General features: G+C 73.3%; 27 protein-coding genes. 12 read left to right on the top strand and 15 right to left on the bottom strand.

What is annotated here, in order from left to right; genetic code table 11:
• Positions 1-192: 192 nt before the first annotated feature.
• The 4 genes from ABD343_RS19235 (at position 193) to ABD343_RS19220 (ending at position 4441) form a co-directional block, all read left to right on the top strand.
• Entirely contained in the window at positions 193-972 is a 780-nt protein-coding gene (locus ABD343_RS19235; protein ID WP_344529771.1) for an SDR family oxidoreductase, read from the top strand.
• Complete coding sequence (locus ABD343_RS19230) at positions 969-2639, top strand: class I adenylate-forming enzyme family protein (protein ID WP_344529769.1); 1671 nt, start codon at positions 969-971, stop codon at positions 2637-2639. Before ABD343_RS19235 ends, ABD343_RS19230 begins: the two co-directional genes overlap by 4 nt.
• A 66-nt stretch (positions 2640-2705) precedes the next feature.
• Complete coding sequence (locus tag ABD343_RS19225; protein ID WP_344529767.1) at positions 2706-3413, top strand: TetR/AcrR family transcriptional regulator; 708 nt, start codon at positions 2706-2708, stop codon at positions 3411-3413.
• Positions 3414-3460: 47 nt separating this feature from the next.
• A complete protein-coding gene (locus ABD343_RS19220; protein ID WP_344529765.1) occupies positions 3461-4441 on the top strand; it encodes an NADPH:quinone oxidoreductase family protein in 981 nt (326 codons plus the stop codon).
• A gap of 98 nt (positions 4442-4539) precedes the next feature.
• Here ABD343_RS19220 and ABD343_RS19215 read toward each other — a convergent pair whose 3' ends face one another.
• The 3 genes from ABD343_RS19215 to ABD343_RS19205 form a co-directional block, all read right to left on the bottom strand.
• Positions 4540-4902, bottom strand: coding sequence for a YbjQ family protein (locus ABD343_RS19215; RefSeq protein ID WP_344529763.1), 363 nt, complete (start codon positions 4900-4902; stop codon positions 4540-4542).
• Positions 4903-5030: 128 nt separating this feature from the next.
• Positions 5031-6245, bottom strand: a complete 1215-nt coding sequence (locus tag ABD343_RS19210) for an acyl-CoA dehydrogenase family protein (protein ID WP_344529761.1) — start codon at positions 6243-6245, stop codon at positions 5031-5033.
• 3 nt (positions 6246-6248) lie between these two features.
• Entirely contained in the window at positions 6249-7286 is a 1038-nt protein-coding gene (locus tag ABD343_RS19205) for a phosphotransferase family protein (RefSeq protein WP_344529759.1), read from the bottom strand.
• 405 nt (positions 7287-7691) lie between these two features.
• On the opposite strand from ABD343_RS19205, the gene ABD343_RS19200 reads away from it, so the two are divergent.
• Together ABD343_RS19200 and ABD343_RS19195 are read left to right on the top strand one after the other, a co-directional pair.
• Complete coding sequence (locus ABD343_RS19200; protein WP_344529757.1) at positions 7692-8912, top strand: Cmx/CmrA family chloramphenicol efflux MFS transporter; 1221 nt, start codon at positions 7692-7694, stop codon at positions 8910-8912.
• A gap of 136 nt (positions 8913-9048) precedes the next feature.
• Entirely contained in the window at positions 9049-9912 is an 864-nt protein-coding gene (locus ABD343_RS19195; protein ID WP_344529755.1) for a polysaccharide deacetylase family protein, read from the top strand.
• A gap of 12 nt (positions 9913-9924) precedes the next feature.
• On the opposite strand, the gene ABD343_RS19190 is transcribed toward ABD343_RS19195, so the two are convergent.
• The 5 genes from ABD343_RS19190 to ABD343_RS19170 are packed head-to-tail and all read right to left on the bottom strand — an operon-like array spanning position 9925 to position 12707.
• Entirely contained in the window at positions 9925-10887 is a 963-nt protein-coding gene (locus tag ABD343_RS19190; protein WP_344529753.1) for an MBL fold metallo-hydrolase, read from the bottom strand.
• Positions 10880-11389, bottom strand: coding sequence for a gluconokinase (locus ABD343_RS19185; RefSeq protein ID WP_344529751.1), 510 nt, complete (start codon positions 11387-11389; stop codon positions 10880-10882). Before ABD343_RS19185 ends, ABD343_RS19190 begins: the two co-directional genes overlap by 8 nt.
• 29 nt (positions 11390-11418) lie before the next feature.
• Positions 11419-11757, bottom strand: coding sequence for a DUF202 domain-containing protein (locus ABD343_RS19180; RefSeq protein WP_344529749.1), 339 nt, complete (start codon positions 11755-11757; stop codon positions 11419-11421).
• On the bottom strand, positions 11754-12152 hold the full coding sequence (locus ABD343_RS19175) for a YidH family protein (protein WP_344529747.1): 399 nt from the start codon (positions 12150-12152) through the stop codon (positions 11754-11756). The genes ABD343_RS19180 and ABD343_RS19175 overlap by 4 nt, the downstream gene beginning before the upstream one ends.
• Positions 12153-12161: 9 nt before the next feature.
• Entirely contained in the window at positions 12162-12707 is a 546-nt protein-coding gene (locus tag ABD343_RS19170) for an NUDIX domain-containing protein (protein ID WP_425578215.1), read from the bottom strand.
• A gap of 96 nt (positions 12708-12803) precedes the next feature.
• Between ABD343_RS19170 and ABD343_RS19165 the strand changes: the two genes are divergently transcribed.
• The 3 genes from ABD343_RS19165 to ABD343_RS19155 are packed head-to-tail and all read left to right on the top strand — an operon-like array spanning position 12804 to position 16175.
• A complete protein-coding gene (locus tag ABD343_RS19165; RefSeq protein ID WP_344529743.1) occupies positions 12804-14459 on the top strand; it encodes an FAD-binding dehydrogenase in 1656 nt (551 codons plus the stop codon).
• Between the two features lie 7 nt (positions 14460-14466).
• Positions 14467-15090 carry a mycothiol-dependent nitroreductase Rv2466c family protein gene (locus tag ABD343_RS19160; RefSeq protein WP_344529741.1) on the top strand — a complete coding sequence of 208 codons (624 nt, stop codon included), beginning with the start codon at positions 14467-14469 and terminating at the stop codon, positions 15088-15090.
• Positions 15091-15107: 17 nt separating this feature from the next.
• Complete coding sequence (locus ABD343_RS19155; RefSeq protein WP_344529739.1) at positions 15108-16175, top strand: sulfotransferase; 1068 nt, start codon at positions 15108-15110, stop codon at positions 16173-16175.
• 24 nt (positions 16176-16199) lie between these two features.
• Here the strand turns inward: ABD343_RS19155 and ABD343_RS19150 are convergent, their stop codons facing one another.
• The 3 genes from ABD343_RS19150 to ABD343_RS19140 all read right to left on the bottom strand — a co-directional run bounded on the left by ABD343_RS19150 (position 16200) and on the right by ABD343_RS19140 (position 20870).
• Positions 16200-17735: an APC family permease gene (locus ABD343_RS19150; protein WP_344529737.1), complete on the bottom strand. Its 1536-nt coding sequence runs from the start codon at positions 17733-17735 to the stop codon at positions 16200-16202.
• 65 nt (positions 17736-17800) lie between these two features.
• A complete protein-coding gene (locus tag ABD343_RS19145; protein WP_344529735.1) occupies positions 17801-18739 on the bottom strand; it encodes a hypothetical protein in 939 nt (312 codons plus the stop codon).
• 157 nt (positions 18740-18896) lie between these two features.
• Positions 18897-20870, bottom strand: a complete 1974-nt coding sequence (locus ABD343_RS19140; RefSeq protein WP_344529978.1) for a M4 family metallopeptidase — start codon at positions 20868-20870, stop codon at positions 18897-18899.
• Positions 20871-21209: 339 nt separating this feature from the next.
• Between ABD343_RS19140 and ABD343_RS19135 the strand changes: the two genes are divergently transcribed.
• A complete protein-coding gene (locus tag ABD343_RS19135) occupies positions 21210-21800 on the top strand; it encodes an Rv1733c family protein (RefSeq protein ID WP_344529734.1) in 591 nt (196 codons plus the stop codon).
• A 261-nt stretch (positions 21801-22061) separates the two neighbouring features.
• On the opposite strand, the gene ABD343_RS19130 is transcribed toward ABD343_RS19135, so the two are convergent.
• Positions 22062-23822 (bottom strand): GAF domain-containing sensor histidine kinase, encoded by a 1761-nt coding sequence (locus ABD343_RS19130; protein ID WP_344529732.1) that lies wholly within the window; start codon positions 23820-23822, stop codon positions 22062-22064.
• 301 nt (positions 23823-24123) lie between these two features.
• On the opposite strand from ABD343_RS19130, the gene ABD343_RS19125 reads away from it, so the two are divergent.
• Entirely contained in the window at positions 24124-24834 is a 711-nt protein-coding gene (locus ABD343_RS19125; protein ID WP_344529976.1) for a response regulator, read from the top strand.
• Between the two features lie 87 nt (positions 24835-24921).
• Entirely contained in the window at positions 24922-25245 is a 324-nt protein-coding gene (locus tag ABD343_RS19120) for an L-rhamnose mutarotase (protein WP_344529730.1), read from the top strand.
• A 13-nt stretch (positions 25246-25258) separates the two neighbouring features.
• Here ABD343_RS19120 and ABD343_RS19115 read toward each other — a convergent pair whose 3' ends face one another.
• The 3 genes from ABD343_RS19115 to ABD343_RS19105 form a co-directional block, all read right to left on the bottom strand.
• A complete protein-coding gene (locus tag ABD343_RS19115; protein WP_344529728.1) occupies positions 25259-25663 on the bottom strand; it encodes an RNA-binding S4 domain-containing protein in 405 nt (134 codons plus the stop codon).
• Positions 25664-25679: 16 nt separating this feature from the next.
• Positions 25680-25853 carry a hypothetical protein gene (locus tag ABD343_RS19110; RefSeq protein ID WP_344529726.1) on the bottom strand — a complete coding sequence of 58 codons (174 nt, stop codon included), beginning with the start codon at positions 25851-25853 and terminating at the stop codon, positions 25680-25682.
• A gap of 474 nt (positions 25854-26327) precedes the next feature.
• Entirely contained in the window at positions 26328-26873 is a 546-nt protein-coding gene (locus ABD343_RS19105) for a hypothetical protein (protein ID WP_344529724.1), read from the bottom strand.
• Positions 26874-26934: the final 61 nt, after the last annotated feature.

The raw sequence follows: 26934 nt of genomic DNA, 5'->3' as shown, positions 1-26934 counted from the left end.
AGGCGCGCGCGTCACACATGGGATGCGCCGCGCGCCCGCGTCACCGGCCCCACATGCCCGGTCCGTACGGCGTACCTCCTCCAACGTGCAGGGCCCGACCAGGGGTTCCCACGGCACATACCGACTGGTTAGTCTGCCGCGACGGCAGTCGGTCGCGAGGGCGGCCGGCGAAGCGACGAGGAGGGCTCCGGAATGGACGCGGTGCGAGGCAGGACGGTCGTCGTCACGGGCGCGGGCCAGGGAATCGGCGCCGCGCTCGCCCGCCGGTTCGCCGCCGGGGGCGCGCGGGTGGCCGTGAACGATCTCGACGCCGCCAGAGCCGCGGCCGTCGCCGCCGAGATCGGCGGTGTGGCCGTGCCCGGGGACGCCTCGTCCGTCGTCGCACCGGCCCGCGCCGCGCTCGGCGGCACGGTCGACGTCTTCTGCGCCAACGCGGGCTCCGCCACCGAGGGCGGCCCCGAGGCCCCCGACGCCGCCTGGGACGCGTCCTGGGACCTCAACGTGATGGCGCACGTACGGGCCGCGCGAGAGCTGGTCCCGGAGTGGCTGGAGCGGGGGAGCGGGCGGTTCGTCGCGACGGTCTCGGCGGCCGGGCTGCTGACCATGGTCGGCTCCGCGCCCTACAGCGTCACCAAGCACGCCGCGTTCTCCTTCGCCGAGTGGCTCTCGGTCACCTACCGGCACCGGGGCATCGACGTGCACGCGATATGCCCCGAGGGCGTGCGCACCGCCATGCTGAGCGCCACGGGCACCACCGGCGACGTCGTGCTCGCGCCGGGCGCGATCGAGCCGGAGGCCGTCGCGGACGCGCTGCTCGCGGCGATCACGGAGGGGCGGTTCCTGGTCACCCCGCACCCGGACACCGCCCGCTACTACGCGACCCGGGCCGCCGAGCCCGACCGCTGGCTGACGGGCATGAACCACCTCCAGCAGAAAGTGGACGCCCGGCTCGCGGAGGAGGGCGGCCGATGACGGGGCAGAAGGACGGCACGCGGTACGAGGACAAGCCCTGGCTCGCGCAGCTCAACGCCGCGCAGCGCGGGCCCGTCACCCCGCCCGAGACGGTGCTGCACGCCTTCCGCGACGCGGCCCGCGCGGTGCCGGAGCGCACGGCGCTCGCCTACTTCGACGGACGGCTCTCCTACGCCGAGGCCGACGCCCTCTCCGACGGCGTCGCCGCGCACCTCGCGTCCCGCGGCGTGGCACGCGGCGACCGCGTCGCGATCATGCTCCAGAACTCCCCGCACTTCGTCCTCGCCCTCCTCGGCGCCTGGAAGGCGGGCGCGACGGTCGTGCCGCTCAACCCGATGTACAAGGACCGCGAGGTCGCGCACGCCCTGGAGGACTCCGGGGCCGCCGCGCTGATCTGCTCGGACCGCGCCTGGGAGGCGTATCTGCGCGGGACGGCTGCGCGCTCGCCCGTACGGACCGTGCTGACCGCCTGCGAGCTGGACCTCCAGACGCGGAACGACCCGCGCGTGCTCGGCTTCTCCCGCGCCGCCGGCCCCGGGACGGACGCGGAGGACCTGCTGGAGGCCGCCCGGCGGGGCGGGCCGGCTCCCGAGGGGCGCGAGCCGGCCGGCGCCGACACGGCCCTGATCAGCTACACCTCCGGCACCAGCGGCACCCCGAAGGGCGCGCGGAACACCCACGCGAACATCGCGTTCAACGCGGAGCGGCAGCGCGTCGGCCTCGGATTCCCCGAAGGCTCCTGCGTCTTCGCGCTCGCCCCGCTCTTCCACATCACCGGGATGGTCGTCCAGCTCGCCTCCTGCCTGGTCAACCGGGGCACCTTGGCGCTCACCCACCGCTTCGAGGCGGGCGTCGTGCTCGATGCCTTCCTGGAGCACCGGCCCGTCCACACCGTCGGCCCGGCGACGGCCTTCATGGCGCTGGCCGCCCATCCGGCCGCCACCCGCGACCACTTCGCCTCCTTCCGCCACGTCTCCTCTGGCGGGGCGCCGCTGCCGCCCGCGCTCGTGGAGAAGTTCCGTGCCGCCTTCGGCCCGTACATCGGGAACGGCTACGGCCTCACCGAGTGCACCGCCCCCTGCGCCTCCGTCCCGCCGGGCCGGGAGGCGCCGGTGGACCCGGTGTCCGGCACGCTGGCCGTCGGGGTGCCGGGGCCCGACACGGTGGTGCGGATCCTGGACGAGACAGGCGAGGCCGTGCCGTTCGGCGAGCAGGGCGAGATAGCGGTGCGCGGCCCGCAGGTCGTGCCCGGCTACTGGCGGCGCCCCGAGGACACCGAGGCGGCCCTGCCCGGCGGCGAACTGCACACCGGCGACATCGGCTTCATGGACCGCGACGGCTGGCTCTACGTCGTCGACCGCAAGAAGGACATGATCAACGCCTCGGGCTTCAAGGTCTGGCCGCGCGAGGTCGAGGACGTGCTCTACGGCCACCCGGCCGTGCGCGAGGCCGCCGTCGTCGGCGTCGCCGACGATTACCGGGGCGAGACCGTCAAGGCCTACGTCAGCCTGCGGCCCGGCGCCGACGCCACCCCGGACGAGCTGCGGTCCCACTGCGAGGCGGCCCTCGCCGCGTACAAGTACCCCCGCGCGGTCGAGATCCTGGCCGAACTCCCCAAGACCGCCAGTGGGAAGATCCTGCGGCGGGAGCTGCGTTCCCGTCCGTAGACAGCGCGGGACAGGGCGCCCGGAGGCCGCGCGAGCGAGCGCATGAACGAGAGGCAGGTGACGGCCATGACCAGGGCCGACACGAGAACCGGCACGGCCGGAGCAGAGAGAACGACCCCACAGCCGCCACAGCCCCGGCAGTCCCGGTCGCCCAAGCAGCACGGACAGCAGGGGCAGCAAGGGCAGCAGGGGGCGAACGGCGCCGCGGCGCCCGTCCCCCAACGGCTGCTGGCCGCCGCCACCCGCCTCTTCGCCGAGCAGGGCTACGACCGCACGTCCGTCCAGGAGATCGTGGAAGCCGCGGGCGTCACCAAGGGCGCTCTCTACCACTACTTCGGCTCCAAGGACGACCTCCTCCACGAGATCTACGGGCGGCTGCTCCGCCTCCAGCAGGAACGGCTCGACCTGCTCGCCGAGGACGAGGCCCCCGTCGAGCAGCGGCTGCGCGCGGCCGCCGCCGACGTCGTCGTCACCACCATCGACAACCTCGACGACGCCATGATTTTCTTCCGCTCCATGCACCAGCTCTCCCCGGAGAAGCAGAAGCAGGTGCGCGCGGAGCGGCGGAGGTACCACGAACGGTTCCGGGCGCTCGTCGAAGAGGGCCAGCAGAGCGGGGTGTTCAGCACGGTCACCCCCGCTGACCTGGTGGTGGACTACCACTTCGGTTCGGTGCACCACCTGAGTAGCTGGTACCGGCCCGACGGGAAGCTCACGCCACAGGAGGTCGCCGACCATCTCGCCGATCTCCTGCTGCGCGCGCTGCGCCCCTGAGCGGCCCCGAGCGCCCGTGAACGAAGAGCGAGAGGTAGGGAGAACCAGTGAAGGCTTGGCGCGTCCACACGAACGGTGAACCGCGCGACGTGATGCGGCTGGAGGAGATAACCGAGCCCGAACCGGGCCCCGGCGAACTCCTCGTGCGGGTCCGCGCCGCCAACATCAACTACCCCGACGCGCTGCTCTGCCGCGGCGAATACCAGATCCGTCCTCCTCTCCCGTTCACTCCCGGCGTCGAACTCTGCGGCGAGGTCCTCGCTCGGGGCGGGGACAGCGGCCCCGAGGCGGGCACCCGGGTGCTGGCCCAGCCCGTGCTGCCGAGCGGCGGCTTCGCCGAGCGGACCGTCGTCCGCGCGGACAGCGCCCTGCCCGCCCCCGAGTCCCTCGACGACGCGGAGGCCGCGGCCCTGCACATCGGCTACCAGACCGGCTGGTTCGGTCTGCACCGCCGCGCCCGCCTCCAGCCCGGCGAGACGCTGCTGGTGCACGCCGCCGCCGGGGGAGTGGGCAGCGCCGCCGTCCAGCTCGGCAAGGCCGCCGGTGCGACCGTGATCGGTGTCGTCGGCGGGACGGCCAAGGCCGAGACCGCCCGCTCGCTCGGCTGCGACGTCGTGATCGACCGTCGCTCCGACGACATCGTCGCCTCCGTCAAGGACGCCACCGGCGGACGCGGCGCCGATGTCGTCTACGACCCGGTCGGCGGCGACGCCTATGCCAAGTCCGTCAAGTGCGTCGCCTTCGAGGGCCGCATCGTCGTCGTGGGCTTCGCCAGCGGCGCCGTGCCGACGCCGGGGCTCAATCACGCACTGATCAAGAACTACTCCATTCTCGGGCTGCACTGGGGCCTCTACGCCACCAAGGAGCCCGCCGCGATCCGGTCCTGCCACGAGGAGCTGACGAAGCTCGCGGACAGCGGCGCGATCAAGCCGCTGGTCAGCGAAAGGGTAGGGCTGGAGGACGCCGCGGACGCCGTCCAGCGGGTCTTCGACGGGGTGACGACGGGACGGGTAACCGTCCTGCCCTGACGGCTTCGCCGTCCGCCGTCCGCCGGCGGTGCCGCCCGTCAGCGGTGCCGTCCACCGGCGCCGGATCCGACGCCGGGTCCGGCGGCGGGCGGCACCGCTTACGGCTCGCGGCTCAATATCACCGCCGTGCCGTACGCACACACCTCGGAGCCGACGTCCTCGGCCTCGCTCACGTCATACCGCATCGCCAGCACCGCGTTGGCCCCCCGGACGCGGGCCTGCTCGATCATGCGCTCCATCGCCTCGTTCCGCGACTCCACCAGGGTCTTCGTGAGGCCCTTCAGCTCGCCGCCGAACACCGACTTGATGCCCGCGCCGATCTGGCTGCCCAGGTGCCGCGAGCGCACCGTGAGGCCGAAGACCTCGCCGATCACCTGCTGCACCCGGAAACCGGGCACGTCGTTCGTCGTCACCACGAGCACGTCCTGCTGAGCGGTCTGGCCGCCGCCGAAATCTTCCATGCCTTCGACCGTATGCGCGGCGATCAGCCCCGGCATCTGCTGACCGGCCAGAATTCCCTGGCCACCCGGCCAGGGAATCCCTGACCGGTCGGCCTAGGCGTACCGACCGGCCTGCGTGCGCCGACCGGCTAGGCGTACCGCCGCAGCTCCCGCCGCGCCAGCGAGCGCTGGTGGACCTCGTCCGGGCCGTCGGCCAGGCGCAGGGTGCGGGCCGCGGCCCACAGCTCGGCCAGCGGGAAGTCCTGGCTCACGCCGCCCGCGCCGTGGAGCTGCACCGCGCGGTCGAGGATGTCCACCACCGCCCGCGGTGTCGCGATCTTGATGGACTGGATCTCGGTGTGCGCGCCCTTGTTCCCCACCGTGTCCATCAGCCAGGCCGTCTTCAGCACCAGCAGCCGGAGCTGCTCGACCTGGACCCGGGCGTCCGCGATCCACTCGTGGACCTGGCCCTGCCGGGCCAGGGGCTTGCCGAAGGCCGTACGGTCCAGCGCGCGGCGGCACATCAGCTCGATGGCGCGCTCGGCCATGCCGATCAGCCGCATGCAGTGGTGGATGCGGCCCGGTCCCAGCCGGGCCTGGGCGATGGCGAAGCCGCCGCCCTCCTCGCCGACCAGGTTCCGCGCGGGCACTCGCGCGTCGTGGAAGACGACCTCGGCGTGGCCCCCGTGCCAGTGGTCCTCGTACCCGTACACCCGCATCGCGCGGCGGACCTCGACGCCCGGGGTGTCGCGCGGGACGAGGATCATCGACTGCTGGCGGCGCACGTCCTCGCCGTCCGGGGCGGTCTTGCCCATCACGATGAAGATCTTGCACTCGGGGTTCATCGCGCCCGAGATGTACCACTTACGGCCGCTGATCACGTAGTCGTCGCCGTCGCGCCGGATGAGCGTGCCGATGTTCGTGGCGTCCGAGGAGGCCACGTCGGGCTCGGTCATCGCGAAGGCCGAACGGATCTCGCCGGACAGCAGCGGCTCCAGCCACTCCCTGCGCTGCTCGGGCGTGCCGAACTCGGTGAGGACCTCCATGTTCCCCGTGTCCGGCGCCGCGCAGTTGAGCGCGGTGGGCGCCAGCCGGGGGCTGTGCCCGGTGATCTCCGCCAGGGGCGCGTACTGGAGGTTGGTGAGCCCCGCGCCGTAACTCGGGTCGGGCAGGAAGAGGTTCCACAGGCCCAGCTTGCGCGCGGTGGCCTTCAGCTCCTCGACGACCGGGGGCGTGCGCCACGGCGAGTCCTGCGCCCCCCGCTGCTCGTCGGCGAGCGCCTCCGCCGGATGGACGTGCTCGCGCATGAACGACCGGAGCTGCTCGCGCAGTTCCTCGGTACGGGTGTCGAAGGCGAAGTCCATCTCTCAGCCCTTCCGGAGCGTGGTGAGTCCGTTGTCGATGAAGACCGGGACGAGGTCGCCTATCCGGTCGAAGCCCGCGCCGACGGTCTGGCCGAGCGTGAAGCGGTAGTGGATGCCCTCCAGGATCACCGCCAGCTTGAAGTAGGCGAACGCCGTGTACCAGTGGATACGGGACACGTCCCGGCCCGAGAGCCGTGCGTACCGCTCGATCAGCTCGGCCCCGTCCGGGTGGCCCGGCGCGTGGCTGGTGGTGCTGATCGGCGAGCCGGGCACGTCGAGCCCCTCGCTGTACATGGCCAGCAGGCCGAGATCGGTCAGCGGATCGCCCAGGGTGGACATCTCCCAGTCGAGTACGGCCGTGACCCGGTCCCTTCCGTCCACCAGGACGTTGTCGAGCCGGAAGTCGCCGTGCACGACCGTGGGCCGGGGCGAGGCGGGCAGCTTCTCGCCCAGCGCCGCGCGCAGTTCGTCGATCCCGGCCAGGTCGCGGCTGCGCGAGGCCTCCAACTGCTTGTTCCAGCGCCTGAGCTGCCGCTCCAGGAAGCCCTCGGGGCGCCCGAAGTCCCCGAGCCCCACGCCCTCCGGGTCCACCGCGTGCAGGGCGACGAGCGTGTCGGGCAGCGCCAGCACCACCTGGCGGGTCCGCTCCGGGCCGAGCGGCGCCAGCTCCTCCGCCGTACGGTAGGGCGTCCCGTCCACATGCTCCATCACGTAGAACGGCGCGCCGATCACCTCGGGGTCCTCGCACAGCAGCACCGTGCCCGGCACGGGCACGGGGGTGTCGCGCAGGGCGCTGATCACCCGGTGCTCGCGCCCCATGTCGTGGGCGGTGGCGAGGACATGGCCGAGCGGCGGACGCCGTACGACCCACCGGGACGTCCCGTCCGTCACCCGGTACGTCAGGTTGGAACGGCCTCCCTGGACGACCTCGGCGCTCAGCGGCCCCTGGACGAGTCCGGGGCGCTCCCGCGCCAGATGCCCGGCGAGCCGGTCGAGGTCCAGCCCCGGCGGGTGGGTCGCTTCGCTGTCTGCTTCGCTCATCGTGTGCGCGCTCCTCTGCGTCGGTCGTACTGATCATGCCGACTAGTCGGTATGGAGTCCAGAGGCCGTCCGGATCCGGAAGAACGGGGTGGAGTCGGGGCCTGTGCGGGTGTTACCGTCACGCCCATGTCCAGCCCCGAAGCGAGCCAACGCTAGCCACCGGTCGTCCGGTGGCTGATCCGCTGTCGCCGCTCCAGTAGTCAGCAGCCAGTAGGCGCTGTTGACGCGCGACCGCCGTCCGCCCTTGCCGGACCGCCTCCTTCTCGCGGGCTGTCTCTGACGCCTTCCGGCGTGTTCTGACGTTCGACCTCTCTTCCGTTCGGCGTCTCTTCCGCTTCCCCCTGCCCCAGTGCCGCACGCCCGCGCGCTCTTTTCTGTCACTTTCTCCCTTCATGGAGCTTTTTCATGCCATTTGCCGTCTACGTTCTTGGGCTGGCCGTCTTCGCCCAGGGCACGTCGGAGTTCATGCTCGCCGGGCTGGTGCCCGGCATCGCGGAGGACCTCGGCGTCTCGCTCGGCGCCGCGGGGCTGCTGACCTCCGGATTCGCCGTCGGGATGGCGGTCGGAGCGCCCCTGATGGCGCTCTTCAGCCGGAACTGGCCGCGCCGCAGCGCGCTGCTGGTCTTCCTCGGCGTCTTCGTCGCGGTCCACGTCCTCGGCGCCCTCACCCCGAACTACGCGGTGCTGCTGGCGACCCGGGTGCTCGCCGCGCTCGCCAACGCCGGTTTCTGGGCCGTCGCCATGACCACCGCCGTCGGCATGGTCGACGACCGGCACAAGGCGCGGGCCACCTCCGTGGTGGTCGGCGGCGTGACGATCGCCTGCGTGGCGGGCGTACCGGCCGGGGCCGTACTCGGCGGGGAGTTCGGCTGGCGCGCCGCCTTCTGGGCCGTCGCGCTCGTCTCGCTGCCCGCCGTCCTCGCGCTCGCGCGGGCGATCCCGGGCGGGCGCCCGGCGCCGACGCGGGTGGGCGCCCGTGACGAACTGCGGGTGCTCGGACAGCGTCCGCTGCTGCTCACGCTGCTGATGATGGCGCTGGTGCAGGGCGCCACGTTCTGCACGTTCACCTATCTCGCGACGCTCGTCACGGAGGTCACCGGCCTTGCCGAGAGCTGGGTGCCCGGCGTGCTCGCGCTCTTCGGCGTCGGCTCGTTCGTGGGCGTCACGGTCGGCGGACGGATCATCGACGCGCGCCCCGTCGGGCTGATGGTCGCGGGCATGGTGGCCCTCACCGTCGGCTGGACGGCGCTCGCGCTCGGCGCGGGCAGCGCGGCGGTGGTCCTGCCGCTCGTCTTCGTCCAGGGCATGCTCGCGTTCGGCACCGGGCCCGCGCTGATCACGCGGGCCCTGCGGCAGGCCGAGGCGGCGCCGACGCTCTCGGGCGGCTACGCCACCGCCGCGTTCAACGTCGGCGCCACCCTCGGGCCCTGGCTCGGCGGCGCCGCCCTCGGCGGATTCGCCGGGCTCGGCGGGCTCGGCCACCGCGCCCCGGCATGGGTGAGTGCGGCCCTGATGCTGGCGGCGCTCGCGGTCGTCGCGCTCGCCCTGGCCACGGCCCGCCGCCGGGGCCGTACGGGGGCCGTCGCGGGGGCGCCGGAATCGGAGAAGGCGGCGCCCCTCGCGTGACGGGGTACGCGGGCATCTGTGGGCCGGATCACCTCCGGCCCCCGGGTGCCCGCGTTGACCTTCTCACTGATGTGAAGGTTCGAGGATGGGGACGCGGGCACGACAGCCGCCATCAGTGGACGAGAGGTCAACTCCCATGGACAACCAGCTCTTCGACTACAGCCCCATCACCGAACGCGCGCCGCTCCACTGGCCGGGCGGCGCCCGGGTCGCGTTCTACGTCGCGGTCAACGTCGAGCACTACCAGATCGACCGCCCCTCCACGAGTCTCTTCGCCGACACCCGGAACCTGGCCCCCGACCCGCTCAACTACGGCTGGCGCGACTACGGCCCCCGCGTCGGGATCTGGCGGCTCATCGAGAGCCTCGACCGGCACGGGCTGCGCGCCAGCGTGATGCTCAACTCCGATGTCGCCGAGCGCTATCCGCAGATCGTCCGCGCGGGGCTGGAACGCGACTGGGTCTGGGCCGCGCACGGCAAGAACAATTCGATCCTCCAGGCCGGCATGACCGTCGACGAGGAGCGCGCCTATCTCGCCGAGGTGGTCGGGACGATCGAGAGGGCCACCGGGCGCAGGCCCCGCGGCTGGCTCGGCCCCGCCCTGACAGAGACCTTCCGGACGCCGGAGCTTCTCGCCGAACTGGGCCTGAGCTACGTGCTGGACTGGGCCAACGACGACCAGCCGTACCGGCTCAACGTGCCGGGGATGCTGAGCGTGCCGTACTCGATCGAGATCAACGACGTGCAGATGTTCGTCGGCAAGAGCCTCAGCGGGCCCGACTTCCTCCAGATCGTCAAGGACCAGCTCGCCCAGCTCCACGAGGAGTCGGTGGACAGCGGGCGGGTGATGTCGCTGGTGCTGCACCCGTTCGTCATCAACCAGCCCTTCCGGCACCGCTATCTGGACAGGGCGCTGGAGCACATCGCCCAGCACCCCGGGGTCTGGCTCACCACCAGCGACGAGATCGCCGAGCACTACGCCCGTACGGCCCAGGGGTGAGGCGGTGAGGCCCTAAGGGCCCACCGCCGCCGGGCACGGTACCGGGGCGCCGCCGTTCATCTCGGCCATGTCGGCGAACGCCGCGGGGACGTCGACCGGGGTGCCCTCCGGCGCCCCGGCGCGCTCGGCGAGGGCGCGGCGGAGGTTGGCGACCAGGCGCTCGCGTTCGGGGAGCGCGGCGAAGTCGCCGAGGTCCGCCTCGCGGGCCGCCTCCAGCGCGGAGAGGCCGCGGGAGTGCGCGTCGCGGGCCAGCCCGTCCACGTACCGCAGATAGCGCTCGACCTCGTCGTACACCTCGGGCCCCGCCGGCGGACCGTGGCCCGGGACCACCGTGTGCGCGCCGAGCGCGCGCAGCCGGTCCAGGGTGCGGAGGGAGCCGGTGAGGGAGCCCATCAGGACGAAGGGCGTACCGCCGTGGAAGATCAGGTCGCCGGTGAAGACGACGCCCCGCTCCGGCAGCCACACCACGGTGTCGCCCGTCGTGTGGGAGACGCCGGGGTGGAAAAGACGGCCCTCGGTCCCGCCGACATGGAGCGTCAGTTCGCCCTCGTACGTCAGCGTGGGCGGGGTGATCACGATCTCGCCGAAGTCGACGTCGGGCCACAGGGCGTGGAGCTGCCGTCCCGCGCTCAGCACCCCGGCGCGGCAGGAGGCGTGGCCGATGACGGTCGCGCCGGGCGGCTCCGCGGTGAACAGGGCATTGCCGTAGGTGTGGTCGCCGTGGTGGTGCGTGTTGACGACGAGGCGCGGCAGCGGCGCCCCGGACGCGAGCAGCGCCTCGCGCAGCGCCAGGGTGCGGCGCTCAGTGGCGGCGGTGTCGACGAGGAGCGTGGTCGTCCCGTCGGTCACCCACCCCGCGTTGTTGAGGCACCAGCCGCCGTGCGGCTGGACGTAGGCGTGCACGCCGGGGGCGACCTCGCGGCGGAACGGGGCGTCGGACGCGGCGTCCTGGACGGCTTCGGGGGCGTCAGTCATGCGACTGATGCTGCCCGGATCCCGCGCGTTTCAAGGCCGCCGCTGCCGCCTCCTCGGTCTCCTCCGGGGTTCCGTCGACCGGCACGGCGGCGCCGCGCTCGTCCTCCTGGAGCCGCTCCAGCGCCTCGAACTGGGAGCGGAGCAGGCTCGCGGGCATGAAGTGGCCCTTACGGCCGCGCAGCCGCTCCGCGATCAGCTCCTCCGAGCCGTCGAGATGGAGGAAGAAGAGCGCGGGGGAGGCCCGGCGCAGCCGGTCGCGGTAGCGCTGCTTGAGCGCCGAGCAGACCAGCACCGCGCCCTCGTCCGACCGGACACGCTCACTCAGCCAGTCGGCCATCGCCGCCAGCCAGGGGGCGCGGTCCGCGTCGTCGAGCGGCTGTCCGGCCGACATCTTCCGGACGTTCTCCGGCGGATGGAAGTCGTCCGCGTCCTCGAACGGCAGCCCGAGCCGGGCGGCGAGCCGCTCCCCGATCGTGCTCTTCCCGCTTCCCGACACACCCATCACGACCACCAGCGGCCTCGCGGCAGGCTTCAAAGCAGCATCACTCCCACGGCGACCAGCAGCAGTACGCAGGCCAGGGTCGCTCTCATCTCTCCGACGCGCAGGGCGCGCGGGGTCTCCCGGGTGCCCAGCTCCTGGATACGGCGATGGGCCACGGCCAGGAACGCCAACCAGGACAGCGCCGCGAGGGCGACGCCCGTGAGGGCGAGCGCCCCGGTGTCGCCCGCGACGACCGTGCGGAGGGCGAGGCCGACCGAGACGACGTACGTCAGCGTCGTGCGGCGCCAGGCCAGGCGGGTGCGCTCCGGCTGGGCCCCCGGGTCGCGCAACGGGCGGGCCGGGCCCTCCGTCTCCGGCGGCGTGGTCACCTGCCCGCCCAGCCGAACGCCACCACCACGATCACCGCCAGCGCCGCCACCGCCGTGCCCGTGGCGAGCAGGACGGGGAAGCGCGAGGTGGGCAGGTCCTCGCCGCGCCGCATCGCGCGCTCGCAGCGCAGCCAGTGGTTCACCGCGCGGAACGCGCAGGCCGCGGCGCCGGCCAGCAGGACGACGGCGATGGTCGTGCGGACGCCCCACCGCAGCCCCGTCAGGAATTGGTCGACCGCGATGCCGCCCGCGACGAGCGCGAGCGCCGTACGGACCCACGCGAGGAACGTACGTTCGTTCGCGAGCGAGAAGCGGTAGTCGGGGGTCGTGCCCTCCGCCTTGATGAGCTGGGGCGCGAACCAGAGGCGGAGGGTCGCGGTGAACCGGTGGATCATGCTCCGAGCCTACGTCCGCGCCTCGCGCAGGCGCCGGAGGCGTCGGTGGCACTCCAGGCCGTCGGGCACGACGTCCCAGCCGGGAAGCGCCCGCTCCAGCTCGTCCGGGGCCATCCAGTCCCACCAGGCGACCTCCTCGGCCTGCGGATGCACGGGCAGGGTGCACACCACCTCGTAGACGGTGACGAACCACGAGTGCTCGGCCGTCCCGAAGAGAAACTTCAGCCGCCGCTCGGGCCGCGGCAGGCCGCTGACGCCCAGCTCCTCCTCGGCCTCGCGCAGCGCCGCCGCGTCGTACTCCTCGCCCGCGCCGACGACGCCGCCCACGACCACGTCGTACATCGAGGGAAAGATCAGCTTGGTCGGGGTGCGCCGGTGCACGAAGATCCGGCCCCCGGCGTCCCGCACCTGGATCGCCGTGCTGCGGTGGCGCAGGCCCCGCGCGTACACCTCGCCGCGCGGGCGCCGTCCGACGACCCGGTCCTCGGCGTCCACGATGTCCAGCACCTCGTCCGCCTGCCGTCCCGGCCCTGCCTCTTCCGTCATGCCCTCCATCCAAACACTCCGCCGCCGAGGGGGTGCCGGTGGCCTGGAGCGGGGGTTACTCTCCGGTCACCAGACGTGTCGCCGGACGAAGGGTGGGCGCAGCGCATGGCGTACGACGCCGATGTGATCGTGATCGGAGCGGGCCTCGCCGGGCTCGCGGCCACCGCCGAACTGGCCGAGGCCGGACGGCGGGTGATCCTGCTCGACCAGGAGCCCGAGCAGTCGCTGGGCGGTCAGGCGCACTGGTCGTTCGGCGGGCTCTTCTTCGTCAACTCGCCCGAGCAGCGCAGGCTGCGCATCCGCGACAGCCGCGAGCTGGCCTGGCAGGACTGGCAGGGCACGGCGGGCTTCGACCGGGACGAGGACCACTGGCCGCGCCGCTGGGCCGAGGCGTACGTCGACTTCGCGGCGGGCGAGAAGCGGTCCTGGCTGCGCGCGCAGGGCCTGAAGATCTTCCCCGTCGTCAACTGGGCCGAGCGCGGCGGCTACGACGCGCGGGGCCACGGCAACTCGGTGCCCCGCTTCCACATCACCTGGGGCACGGGCCCCGGCGTCGTCGAACCCTTCGAGCGGCGGGTGCGGGCCGGGGTCGCGCGGGGCCGGGTCGAGCTGCGCTTCCGGCACCGCGTCACGGGCCTGGCGCGCACGGGCGGCGCCCTCGACACCATCACCGGCGAGGTCCTGGTGCCCAGCGACGTGCCGCGCGGCGAGGCGAGCAGCCGCGAGGTCCAGGGCTCCTTCGAGCTGCGCGGCCAGGCCGTCGTCGTGACCTCGGGCGGCATCGGCGGCAACCACGAGCTGGTGCGGGCCAACTGGCCCGAGCGGATGGGCACTCCGCCTACGAGGCTGCTCTCCGGGGTGCCCGCGCACGTCGACGGGCTGATGCTCGGCGTCGCCGAGCGCGCGGGCGGCCGCGTCATCAACCGCGACCGGATGTGGCACTACACCGAGGGCATCGAGAACTGGAACCCCATCTGGCCGCTGCACGGCATCCGCATCCTGCCCGGCCCCTCGTCCCTCTGGCTGGACGCGACCGGAAAACGGCTGCCCGTACCCCTCTTCCCGGGCTTCGACACCCTGGGCACCCTGGAGCACATCATGCGAACGGGGTACGGCTACACCTGGTTCCTTCTCAGCCGGAAGATCATCGAGAAGGAGTTCGCGCTCTCGGGCTCCGAGCAGAACCCCGACTTGACCGGCCGTAACGTGCGGGACGTGCTGGGCCGCGCGCGCGGCGGCGCCCCCGGCCCCGTACAGGCGTTCCTCGACCACGGCGCCGACTTCCTCGTCGAGCGCGACCTCGGCACCCTCGCCCGGCGGATGAACGAGCTGACGGGCGACAAGCTCATCGACGGCGACGCGCTGCGCCGCGAGGTGCTGGCCAGGGACCGCGAGATCCGCAACCCCTTCACCAAGGACCTCCAGGTCACCGCCATGCGCGGGGCCCGCGCCTTCCTCGGCGACCGGCTCATCCGCGTCGCCCCGCCGCACCGCCTGCTCGACCCGGCCGCCGGGCCGCTCATCGCCGTACGGCTGAACATCCTCACCCGCAAGTCCCTCGGCGGGCTGGAGACCGACCTGTCCTCGCGCGTGCTGGCCGAGGGCGGCGAACCGGTGCCGGGGCTGTACGCGGCGGGGGAAGCCGCCGGGTTCGGCGGCGGAGGCGTGCACGGGTACCGCTCGCTGGAGGGCACGTTCCTCGGCGGCTGCCTCTTCTCCGGGCGGGCGGCCGGGCGGGCGGCGGCCCAGGCGGTGGGCTGAGCGGGCCATGAACCGGGTGACGGCGCACTTCTGGTTCGATCCGTCCTGCCCGTACACCTGGATCACCTCCCGCTGGCTGCGCGAGGTGGCCCGGGTGCGCCCGGTGCGGATCGAGTGGCACGTCATGAGCCTCACCCTCCTCAACGAGGGCAGGGAGACCGACCCCGAGGGCGATCCGGAGGGGTATCTGCGGATGCCGGTGCGGGTGTGCGCCGCGGTGCGCGAGGAGCACGGGAGCGAGGCGCTGGGCGCGTTCCTCACCTCCTTCGGCACCCGCCTCCACCTCGGCGGCGACTGGGACTGGGGCCGGGCCCTCCCGGACGCGCTCGCCGGGGCGGGGCTGCCGCGCGCGCTGGCGGACGCCGCGTGGACCGACTCGTACGACGCGGCCCTCCGCGCCTCGCACGAGGCGGGCGTCGCGCTCGTCGGCACGGATGTGGGGACGCCGGTCCTCGCGGTGGAGGGGCCGGACGGGACCGGGCGCGTCGCGGGCGTCTTCGGGCCGTGTGTCTCGCCCGCCCCGCGCGGGGAGGCTGCGGGCAGGCTCTGGGACGGGGCGCTGCTGGTGGCGCGCGTACCGGAGTTCCACGAGCTGCGCCGCGCGCCGGTGCCGCCCGACTTCGCCGAGTGAGACATGAGGAGCGACGCATGGACCTCACGGAAACGCCCCCCGGCGTGATGCCCCTGACCTTCGTCGTCGGCACCGGCCGCTCCGGGTCCACGGCGCTCTCCCGCGTGCTGCGGCTCCACCCGGACCTCCTCAGCCTCAACGAGCTGCTGGCCGGCACGATGCTCGCCGACACCCTGGGCGAAGAGCCGGTGCCCGGCGAGGAGTTCTGGCACTGGCTGACCCGGCCCACGCCCTTCTTCGACCGGATGATCCGCAGCGGCACCCCGCTGCCGGAGTTCCTCTACAACCGGCTCACCGGCGTCCGCTACTCCGCCGATACGACCGGCATCCCCGCCGTCTGCCTCATGGTCCTCCCGCATCTGACGGACGACCCCGACACGCTGCTGGACACCCTGGAGCCCGAGGTCACGCGCTGGCCCGTACGGCCCGGGCCGCGGCACTGGGAGGCGCTGTTCACCACGCTGGGCCCCGGCAGCAGGGCCGCCGTCGAGCGCTCGGGATACTCGCTGAACCGGCTCCCCGAGCTGCGGCGGGCCTTCCCGTACGCCCGCTTCGTGCACCTGTACCGCGACGGGCCCGACTGCGCCGTCTCCATGAGCCGCCACCCCGGGTACCGGCTGATCACCCAACTGCGGGAGCTGGCCGAGGTGTGCGGCGTGGACGACCTGTCCCAACTGACCGAGGAGCGCGTGGCGAAGGCGCCCCCGCACCTGACCGCGTTGCTCGCCGACCGGTTCGACCCCGCTCTCGTCCGCGACAGGGAGATGCCCGTCGCGCGGTTCGGCGCGCTGTGGTCCGAGCTGATCGCCGAGGGCGTGGGCCACCTCGGGGCGGTCCCGGCGCGGGCGCGTACGACACTGGTGTACGAGGAGCTGCTCGCCGAGCCCCGGCGTGAACTCGCCCGGCTCGCCGCGTTCCTGGGCGTCGGGGCGCCGGGGGAGTGGCTGGAGGCGGGCGCCGCGACGCTGGACTCCTCGCGCGTCGGCACGGCGCTGCGGCTCCCGCCGGACGAGCTGGCGGAGCTGCGCGCCGTGTGCGCCCCCGGCGAGGAGGCGCTCCGCCTCGCGGCGGGTGACGCGCCCTGACGCCCCTCGGACGCCCCCGGACGCCTAACGCCCCTCGGACGCCGCCTTCTCCAACTGGAACGCCTCGTTGCCCAGCCCGATACGGGCGTAGTCACCGGGGCGCCGGGCGCGCAGGTACAGGCCCACCGCCACGCCCGTCACGGCGGCGGCGCCCACGACGCCCGGCAGCACCCAGGCCAGCGCGGAGTCGGGGTCGGCGCCGAGCAGCACGTCGAAGTCCTTGACCGCGTAGACGAAGACGACGGCGAGCGCCACCGTCGCCAGGCCCGAGCACGCCAGCCGCCACGCCTGGGCACGCGCGGCGCCCCGCCGGACGAAGAAGGCGATGACGGCGACGGAGGTGGCGGCCATCAGCAGGATCACGCCGAGCGCGCCGAGGTTGCCCATCCAGGTGAAGAGGTGCAGCACGGGTGCCGTGGGGTCGCCGTCCGGCTTGTCGTCGCTGATGAGGAAGGCGGCCACCACGACGACCGAGACGGCCGTCTGCACCAGCGAGCCGTAGGCGGGCGCGCCCGTGCCCGCCGAGGCGCGGCCGACCGCGCGGGGCAGCAGGCCCTCGCGGCCCATGGCGAAGGCGTACCGCGACACCACGTTGTGGAAGGCCAGCATGCAGCCGAACGCGCCGGTCACGAAGAGGATGTGCAGCACATCGGTGAACGCGGTGCCGAGCCGCGGCTCGGCGAGCGCGAAGATCAGCGCCGAACTCTCCTCGCGGGCCTTCTCCACCACGTGGTCCGGGCCCGCGGCGACGCCGATCAGCCAGGCGGTCAGCGCGTAGAAGACGGCGATGATGCCGACCGCGAGGAACATCACGCGCCGCACCACGGTCTGCGGCCTGTCGGTCTCCTCCGCGTACACCGGCGCCTGCTCGAAGCCCAGGAACGCGGCCACGGTGAAGCAGAGCGCGGTGCCCAGCCCCGCGCCGGAGACGGAGCCGGGGTCGAAGGCGTCGAGCGAGAGGCCCTGGGCGCCCGGGTCGGCGCCGTAGGCCACGTCGATGATCAGGACGAACAGCACCTCCAGGATCAGCACCAGCCCGACGACCCTGACGTTCAGGTCGATCTTCAGCGCGCCGAGCACGGCCGTCACCGCGAGCGCCGCCAGCGCGGGGATCCACCAGGCGACCGTGACGTCGAAGAACTTGTCGAGCAGCCCGGCGACCTCGAAGCCGAAGATGCCGTAGACGCCGACCTGGAGGGCGCTGTACGCGACGAGCGCCACATACGCGGCGGCCGAGCCGGCGAGCCCGCCGAGCCCGCGCGAGATATAGGCGTAGAACGCGCCCGCGTTGTGCACATGGCGGCTCATCTCGGCGTATCCGATGCCGAACAGCGCCATGATCACGCCGAGGATGACGAACAGCAGCGGCAGCCCCGTGATCCCCATGACCGCGTACGTCGTGGACATCACGCCCGCGACCGTCATCAGGGGAGCGGTGGCCGCGAGGACCGACATCAGCAGCCCCGCGGTGCCCAGGCGGCCCGCGCGCAGCGCCCGGTCCTGGCCCTTGTAGGTGCTGATCTCCTGTGTGCCGCTGGGGCCTTGGCCGACCGTGGACATGACGGGGGACGTCCTCTCCTGGGATGCGTGGCCTGAGGTGCGTGTCCTGGGGTGCGTGGGCGGGGTCAGACGGCGCCGAGGGAGGTGCGGTGCGCCGCGCGGAACGCCTTCCGGGGGTCGTCTCCCGCGTACGACCAGGGCTCCGGCGTGACGTAGGGGCCGATGCGCTGGAAGAGCGCGGCGGCCTCGGCCATGCGGCCCTCGTGGAACTTCGCGTGGGCGAGGAAGTTGAGGTCGTGCAGCCGACGGGGCCCGTGGTCCTCGGCGCCCCACTCCAGCCACCAGTTGAACGCGGCCCGCACGTAGAGCTGGGCCTGCCGGTCCCTCCAGTGGCCGGAAGCGGTGGGGTCGGGGGCCGTCTCACGGGCCGCGGCGAGGACCCGGTGGCGCTCGGCGTGGGCGACGACGGGGAGGAGGGCGAGCGGGGAGTCGGCCGGGGCGCTCTCGGCGGCCGACGCGGCGAACTCGTAGACGTCCGGGCCCTTTTCGGCGAGGACCGCCGCCATCAGATGGTGTGCGTGGTGGTGCTCGGGGTGCCGGGCCCGTAACTCCTCGAAGGCGTAACGGCAGTCGTCGGGCGAGGCCGTCGCGCGGAAGAGGAGGAGCAGCGCGAGCCAGGGCGTCGGATCGGCGGGCGCGGCCCGGACGGCGGTGGCGACGGCCTCGCGGGCCGCGTCCGGGGGGCGTTTGCCGCGCGCGGCCCGTAACGCCGTGGCGCAGGCGAGGAGGACGGCCGCGTCGGCGCTGTCCGGCTCCGTCAGCCGCCACTCGCGGGCCCACGACTCCGCCGCCGGGGCCGCCGCCAGGACCGTGCACCGGTGCCCGCGCCGGTCGCGGTCCTCGCCGGTGGCGAGGAGCAGGCCGCGCGCCTCGGTCCAGTGGCCCTGCGCGAGCGCGTCGCGGGCCGTGCGTAAGGCCTCGTCGTCCAGCGCGGGGTCGATCCTGCGGCCGTGGCCGAGGCGGCGGAACGGGGAGGGAGGGGGTGGAGGTGGTGGAGGTGTCATGGTCAGCGATCACCCAACCGGACCGGCAGGTGCGCGTCAAGGGCGGCCGGGGGCGCCTTTCGGCCGGACGGGAACGCGCCCCGGACGGCGGAGTGCCGCACGTCCGGGGCGCGTTGCGTGGGAAGGTTCAGGCTGTGCCGGGGAGCGCCTCAGGCGCTCAGAAGGTCAGCTTCCAACTGTTGATGTAGCCGGAGTCCGACGAGTAGACGTCCGTGACGCGGAGCTTCCAGGTGCCGCTCGCCTTCTCGGACGACGCGTTGACCGTGTAGGTGGCCTTGACGTTGTCGGCCGAGTCGTAGGCGCTGGAGTTCTTCACCCGGTATGCCGTGCCGTCCGGTGCGACGAGGTCGATGCGCAGGTCGCCGCGGTAGGTGTGCACGATGTCGACGGTGGCCTTGAGGGTGCTCGGCGCGTTGCCGTCGCGCGTGACGGCGATCGGCGACTCGACGGTGCCGGGGTCCGGGATCTGGAAGTCGTCGGTGTTCTCGTTCTCGCCGCCGGGCTCGCCCGGGCCGGGACGGGAGCCGACGTTGACGGCGGCCCAGGCGTGGGCGACCGCGTCGTACTGCGCGCTGGTCTGGCCGAAGAGGTCGGCCGCGGCCTCCAGGGTGGCGCGGCGCGCGTCCGCGTAGTCCGTCCTGGAGTGCATCTTCTCGGCCAGGGCCTTGAACCAGATCTTCTCGGCGCTCGCCCGGCCGATGCCGGTGACCGGCTTGTTGTCGTACGTGGGCGAGTCGTACTGCACGCCGTTGATGACCTTGGCGCCGCTGCCCTCGGACAGGAGGTAGAAGAAGTGGTTGGCGACGCCGGACGAGTAGTGCACGTCGACGTTGCCGATGCCCGAGTACCAGTTGTCCTTGGACGCGCCGTCCTTGCTGGGCTTGTCCATGTAGCGCAGCGGAGTGCCGTTGCCCCGGATGTCGATCTTCTCGCCGACGAAGTAGTCGCCGACGTCGTTGGGGTTGTCGGCGTTGAACTCGACGGCCGCGGCGAAGATGTCGGAGGTCGCCTCGTTCAGGCCGCCGGACTCGCCGCTGTAGACCAGCTTGGCGGTGTGGGAGGTGACGCCGTGGGTCATCTCGTGAGCCGCCACGTCGATGGAGGTGAGCGGCCTCTGGTTGTTCTGGCCGTCGCCGTAGGTCATGCAGAAGCAGGAGTCCTGCCAGAAGGCGTTCACGTAATTGTTGCCGTAGTGGACCCGGGAGTACGCGCCGACGCCGTCGCCCCTGATGCCGGAGCGGCCGTGCACGTTCTTGTAGTAGTCCCAGGTGAGGGCCGCGCCGTAGTGCGCGTCGACGCCCGCGGTCTGGGCGTTGGACGGTGTGCCGTCGCCCCAGGTGTCGTCGGCGTCGGTGAAGAGCGTGCCGGTGCCGGAGGTGCCGCGGTTGAGGTTGTACGTCTTGTGGTTGCCGCGCACGCCGTCGTTGAGCGTGTACTGGCCGCCGGAGCTGGTGGTGTCGAGGTTCACCTTGCCGCTGTACTGGCTGTTGCCGGTGCCGTTGTGCACGCCCTGGTACGAGAAGAGCTTCTTGCCCGTCTTCGCGTCCGTGATGGTGTGCAGCTCGTTGGGCGTACCGTCCTTCTGCTTGCCGCCCGCCACGGTCTCCCAGGCCAGCACGGGCGCGCTCTTCCCGGCGGCCCAGATCACCTTGCGGGGCTCCTTGGCCGCCTTCTTGACGGCGGGGGCCTTCTTGGCGGCCTTGGTGGTGGCGACGTCGATCGTGCCCTTGGTGGCCCGGTCGACGCTCTCGATCTTCCCGCCCTTGGTCTCGTGGACGACCAGGTCGCCGCCGAGGACCGGCAGTCCGTCGTACGTCCGCTCGTAGCGGGTGTGCACGGAGCCGTCGGCGTTCTTGATGACGTCACGCGGCTTGAGCTGTTCCTGCGATCCGAGCTTGAGCGACCTGGCGGTCGCCGCGCGGGTGTCCGCGGCGTCCTGGAGCAGGCCGGCCCGCTGCGTGGGGGAGAGCTTGACGGGCAGTTCCCCGGCGTCGGGCTTCGCCGCGTCGGGGCCCTTCGCCGCGTCGGGGCCCGCGTTGGCGGTGCCGCTCTGGATGCCGACGCCCACCAGGGCGGCGACGGCGATGAGCGCACCGCCGACGGTGGCTCGTCTTCGAGGGTTGGAACGCATACGCACGCTGAACTCCTTCTGCGAGACAGGGCAGAACAGGTGGAGCTGAGTACGCGTGGGGGGACGGTGCGATCGAACTGCTCCGGCGCGGCGGGTGTGGGGCGTGGGGGCGCGGCGCCTCGGCGAGCTGAAGAATGGCACCGGTGCCTCTCTGTGTCATTCCCCTGACAAGAACTTGGCCGGATTGCGTCCGTTTACACCGGCCCCGCGTTCGTTTAACGGACGGGGCCCGGAGCGGGCCAGGCTGGCCCGATCGGCCCTCGCTCCTGGCCTCAGGCGATGTCACGTTGCGGAGGGGAAATGGACACGGGAGCGCGGAGGGCACGCAGGGGGGCGTACATGGGCGAGGCCAGGGCGGGGCGGCGACGGCTGTGGCGGTGGCGGCGGAACGCGCTGCGGCGCAGGACGGACGTCGTGGAGGCGTGGGCGGTGCTGCTGGCGCTCGCCCTCATGGTGTGCGGCGGCGCGGCCGGCGGTTGGCTCGTCCACGGCGCGACGACGCGTCTCTTCGAGGAGCGCAGGGCGGAGGCGAGCCCGGTCGGCGCGGTCCTGCTCCGCGACGCGCCCCCCGCGGCCTGGTCGAACAGCGGCAGCACCGACAACACGGTGCGCGGCAAGGTCCGCTGGACGGCCCGCGACGGCACCCGGCACACGGGGCACGCGCGCGTCCCTGCCGGTGAGCGGGCCGGGGACAGGGTCACCGTCTGGACCGACGCGCGCGGCCGTATCGTCCGCGAACCCCCGGGCCCCGCCGAGTCCGTGACGGGCGCGGCGATGCTCGCCGCGGTCGCGGTCACCCTCTGGTGCCTGCTCGTCCTGACGGTCCTGGCGCTCCTCCGGGCCCGCTGGAACCGGGCTCGCCTCGCGGCGTGGGACCGTGCCTGGTCCGAGACGGGGCCCCGCTGGACGAGCGGCAGCGGTCTGACGTAGTCCGCCTGCCGGATCATGGTTGCCCCCTCGTCTCAGGGCTGGGCAGGGGCTGCCCCGTCCCGTGCGTTGCAGACTGCGACTGCTTCGTGGCTTGTCGCGCAGTTCCCCGCGCCCCTGAGGCCTCAGGGGCGCGGGGAACTGCGCGAGTAACCATCCACGGCCCGCAGCCTTGGGGGCACCTCCCTGCTCGAAGAGCTTGGGGGAGGACAGGTGGGGCAGCCCCTGCCCAGCCCTGAGATGAAGGGGGACGGCAAGGAGGGGTCATTCCTCCCCGGGGAGGGGCACGCGCCAGAGGATGTGGGTGCCCTTGGTGCCGGCGTCGCGGGCAAGGTGGGGCGCGGGCTCCACGAGCAGCGTGCCGCCCAGGAGTTCGGCGCGGGAGCGCATGTTGGCCAGGCCGCCCGTCTGGGGGCTGTCGCCGATGCCGACGCCGTCGTCGGCGACCTCCAGCTCGATGTCGTCGTCGACGGTGAGCGAGACCTCGACCCGGCGCGCGTGTGCGTGCCGCACCACGTTGCTGAGGGCCTCGCCGAGCACCGCCGTCACCTGCTCGGCCGCGCGCTGCGTCACGTTCGTGTCGACCGGCCCCTCCATGCGGAGCGCGGGCATGAAGCCGAGGGTCTCCGCCGAGTCGCTGACCGTCTTGGCCATGGTGCGGCGCAGGCTCGTGCCGGAGTCGCCGCGGCCCTCGCCCGAGGAGCGCAGCGCGAAGATCGTCGAGCGGATGATCCTGATCGTCTCGTCGAGGTCGTCCACCGCGCGCTCCACCCGCTCGGCCGCCTCCGGACGGTCGATCAGCCGGCCCGCGCTCTGCAGCGTCATCCCCGTCGCGAACAGCCGCTGAATCGCCAGGTCGTGCAGGTCGCGGGCGATACGGTCGCGGTCGTGCAGCAGCGCGAGCTGCTCGGACTCCGAGCGGTGCTGGGCCAGTTCGAGGGCGAGCGCCGCCTGCGCGGCGAAGTCGGAGATCAGCTCGACCTCGGTCTGGGCGAACGGTCGCCGCCCTATCCGGCGGCTCAGGCGCAGCGCGCCCGGCGCCTGCTTCTGGGCCAGCAGCGGGACGGCCACGGTCGGGCCGTGCGTGCTCTGCAGGCCGGAGAAGGCGTGGGTGCGGGGATCGTTCCTGATGTCCGCGGTGACGGCCGCCTCGCCGGTCCTCGCCGCCAGCCCCGGCAGCGTGTTCTCGAACGGCACGGCCAGGCCCGCGAGTTCCTTGGACAGCTCGCCCACCGCCACGTCCACGCGCAGCGACTCCGCGCCGGGGTCGGGGAGCAGCACGCACGCCGAGTCGGCCTGGGCGACCTCCAGCGCGCGCCAGGCGATGAGCCGCAGGACCTCGCCCGAGGAGGCCCCGCTGAGCAGCGTACGCGTGATCATGCCGAGCGCTTCCAGCCACTGCTCGCGGCGCCTGCTGTCCGCGTACAGCCGCGCGTTGTCCACCGCGACGCCCGCCGCGACGGCGAGCGTGGTCACGACCGCCTCGTCGTCCGCGTCGAAGTGGGCGCCGCCGCGCTTCTCCGTCAGGTAGAGATTCCCGAACACCTCGTCGCGCACCCGGACCGGCACCCCGAGGAACGAGCGCATGGGCGGGTGGTGGTCGGGGAAGCCCTGGCTCGCCGGGTGCTTGGTGAGGTCCGCGAGGCGCAGCGGCTCGGGGTGGCGGATCATCTCGCCGAGGACGCCGTGGCCCTCGGGGAGCGGGCCGATACGGGCCGCGGTCTCCTCGTCGATGCCCTCCGGCAGGAAGTCGGTGAGCCTGCCGCCCTCGCCGATGATGCCCAGCGCCCCGTACTCCGCGTTGGTCAGCGCCAGGGCCGCCTGCACGATGCGGCGCAGCACCTGCGCGAGGTCCAGCTCGCGGCCGACGCTGAGCACCGCTTCGAGGAGGCTGTGCATGCGGTCCTGCGTCGTACGGACCGCGTCCAGGCGGATCTGCAGCTCCTCCAGCAGCTCGTCCAGCCGGAAATGGGGCAGTCCGCCCCCGTACATCCCTTGCTGGTTGTGGTCCGCAGAGTCCGTCATGCGACCTCCGTACGGCGACCGGGCACCGGCCCCGGTTCCGCGCTCCCCGGGACCGCAGTGTACTTCGCAACCACCCTGCCACCGCAGACACTTCACCGGAATTGGCCCCGCTCCGGGGCCGCCGCGACGCGCCCCGGCGCGCCCGGGCCCGCTCCCGTACGCCCCCGGTCCGCTCCGGGAGGCGGCGCGTCCCGGGCACCCGTACTCCGGCGGGGGTGCCGAACGGCCCTTACGCGAAAGGGCTTCCATGGCGCACCCTGTGACCGCCGATCAGAGGAGGGCTGCAGTGCCGGATACCGACATCCGCGACGCTCACCGTGACCGCGATCCCGACCCCGATCCGGAAGTTCCCATTCGTGTCTTCCTGCTCGACGACCACGAGGTCGTCCGCAGAGGTCTGAGGGACCTGCTGGATGCGGAGCCCGACATGACGGTCGTCGGTGACGCCGCCGACGCGCGCCAGGCCCTGGCCCGTGCGCCCGCGCTGCGGCCCCAGGTCGCGGTGCTGGACGTCCGGCTCGGCGGCTCGGACCAGAACGGGGACCAGGCCGGTATCGAGGTGTGCCGTGAGCTGAAGGCACGGATGCCGGAGCTGGTCTGCCTGATGCTGACGTCCTTCGACGACGACGAGGCGCTGTTCGACGCGATCCTGGCGGGCGCCGCGGGCTACGTCCTCAAGCAGATCAAGGGCGCCGACCTGCTGACCGCGATCCGTACCGTCGCCAACGGCACCTCGCTGCTGGACCCGCAGGCCACCGCCCGCGTCATGTCCCGCATCCGCGCCCGCGAGCGGCAGTCGGCGCCGCCCGAGCTGGCGCGGCTCTCGCCGCGCGAGCGCGAGGTGCTGGAGCTGATCGGCGAGGGGCTGACCAACCGGCAGATAGGCGAGCGGCTCTTCCTGGCCGAGAAGACCGTGAAGAACCGCATCTCGTCGATCCTCTCCAAGCTCGGCGTGGGCCGCCGCGTCCAGGCCGCCGTGATCGCCGAGCGGCTGAGGGAGACGGAGGACTGAGGACCGAGCGGTGGCAAGCGCTGTCAGGACGGCGCCCTCCGCGAGTACGCTGCCACGCGTCCGCCCCCGACCGGTCAGGGAGAACGCATGCGGCGCGTCGCGCAGGTGATCAGGGTCCGTCCCGAGAAGCTCGACGAATACCGGGAGTTGCACCGCGAGGTGCCGGAACCGGTGCTCGCGCGGCTCCGCGCCAGCCACATCGCCAACTACTCGATCCATCTCCTCGGCGACCGGCTCTTCAGCTACTTCGAGTACCACGGCGACGACCTCGACGCCGACCTCGCGGCGATAGCCGCCGACCCCGCCACCCAGGAGTGGTGGAAGCTCACCGACCCCTGCCAGGAGCCCGTCCCCGAGGCGGGCGAGGGCGAGTGGTGGACTCCGCTGGAGCGGGTCTTCCTGATGGAGTGAGGGCGGGGGCCCGCTACGGGCGGGGCTGCTGCCTCAGCCGCTCCATCTCGCGCCGGTCCCGCTTGGTGGGACGCCCGGCGCCCCGGTCGCGCACCGGCACCGCGAGGGCGTCCTCGCGCGGGGGCGGCGGCGGGCTGTTGTCCACATAGCACTCCACCGCCACGGGGGCGCCCACCCGCTTCTTGATCAGGCGGCGGACGACGACGATCCGCTCGCGCCCCGCGTGCCGCAGCCGCACCTCGTCCCCGGCCTTGAGCGGGTGCGCAGCCTTCACCCTGTCCCCGTTGACCCGCACGTGTCCCGCGCGGGCCGCCGTCGCGGCCTGCGAGCGGGTCTTGGTCAGCCGCACGGACCAGATCCAACTGTCCACCCGAACGCTGCCCGCGCTCTCCCCGGCGGGCGTCCCGTCTGCCGTCATGTCCCGACTGTACGTCTCATACGGCGGTGAGGGGGGCCGGGGAGCCGGACCGCAGATGGTGGTCGAGGTGGATCTGGCGCGCGATGAAGCGCCCGTTCCCGACGCCGGCCCCGATGGCGACGGGCGCGAGCGAGTCCCCGTCCGGGAGCCCCGCGTAGTACAGCCCGGGGGCCGCCCCGAGCAGGCCCATCCGCTGGAGGGGCGCCCCGTCGGGGCCGAGGAGCCGGTCCGGCAGGAACCGGTAGTCGGGGCCGAAGCCGGTGCACCAGACGAGGGACGTGATGCCGTGGCGCGCCAGGTCCAGGGTGCCGCCGAAGTCGCGGACGTGCCCGGTCGGGACGGCGGGCGCGGGCCGCTGCTCCGGGACCGCGAACCCCCGGTCGCGGATGCCCGCGTCGATGGTGCCGAGGACGGCGCGGAACGCGCGCGTGACGGAACTCCCTCCGGGGACCGGCCGCAGCGTGACGGAATCCCGGCGCCGGTCCCGGCAGTGGTCCCGGTCCCGGCGCGCTGCCCCTGCTGCGCGGGCCCGGTGCCGCGCGCCGCGCGGGGGCGGCCTCGTACGTACTGCTCCCGGGCCTGCCGTCAGCGCGCCTACCGCGCGCGCCGCGCGGACCGGGCCTGACGCGCGGGCCCGGCGGGCCCCTGTGGGATGGAGGCAGCTCTACAGCGCGTCCGAGAGGCCCGAGGCGTGGAAGACGGCGCGGGCCGTCTCCTCCTCCACGCGCAGCGCGAGGTGCTCCAGCGTGTGGGCGCCCTGGAGCAGGGTGCCGTGGCGGAGGGAGGCGCGGGCGCCCTCCTCCAGCAGGAGCCATACGGCGGGCGCGGAGGTCAGGACCCGGACGTCCAGCTCCAGCCTGGCGCCGTCCTCGTCGCGCAGGACGACCGGGCGCGCCGTCCCGCCCCGCAGTTCCGGCCAGTGGAGCGCCACCAGCCGGTCGGTGCGCACCCGTCGCTCGCCCAGCACGCCGCGCGAGGCGAGCCAGCCCGCGCCCGCCGTGACCCGGGGCGGCACGAGCACCACGAAGAGCAGCGCCGCGAGCCCCGCCCACAGGGCGCCGCGCTGCCAGGTGAGACGGCCGTAGACGGAGTCCGCTGCGAGCAGCGTGGCCAGCAGGAACGCCGTGCCCGCCGACACCCAGCGCAGCTCCGCCGCCCAGCGCTCGTCCCGCGCCCGGCGCGCGGGCGCGGCCTGTCCGTTGTGTCCCATACGCCGGACCCTACGGACAGGCCGCGCGCTCCGGCCCCGTTCTGACGGAGCGTTGACGGGA

The sequence above is a fragment of the Streptomyces albiaxialis genome (genome assembly GCF_039530985.1).
Lineage (GTDB): Bacteria > Actinomycetota > Actinomycetes > Streptomycetales > Streptomycetaceae > Streptomyces > Streptomyces albiaxialis.
The sequence above is the reverse complement of the archived record's forward strand: the minus strand, read 5'-3'. Positions and strand labels throughout refer to the sequence as shown.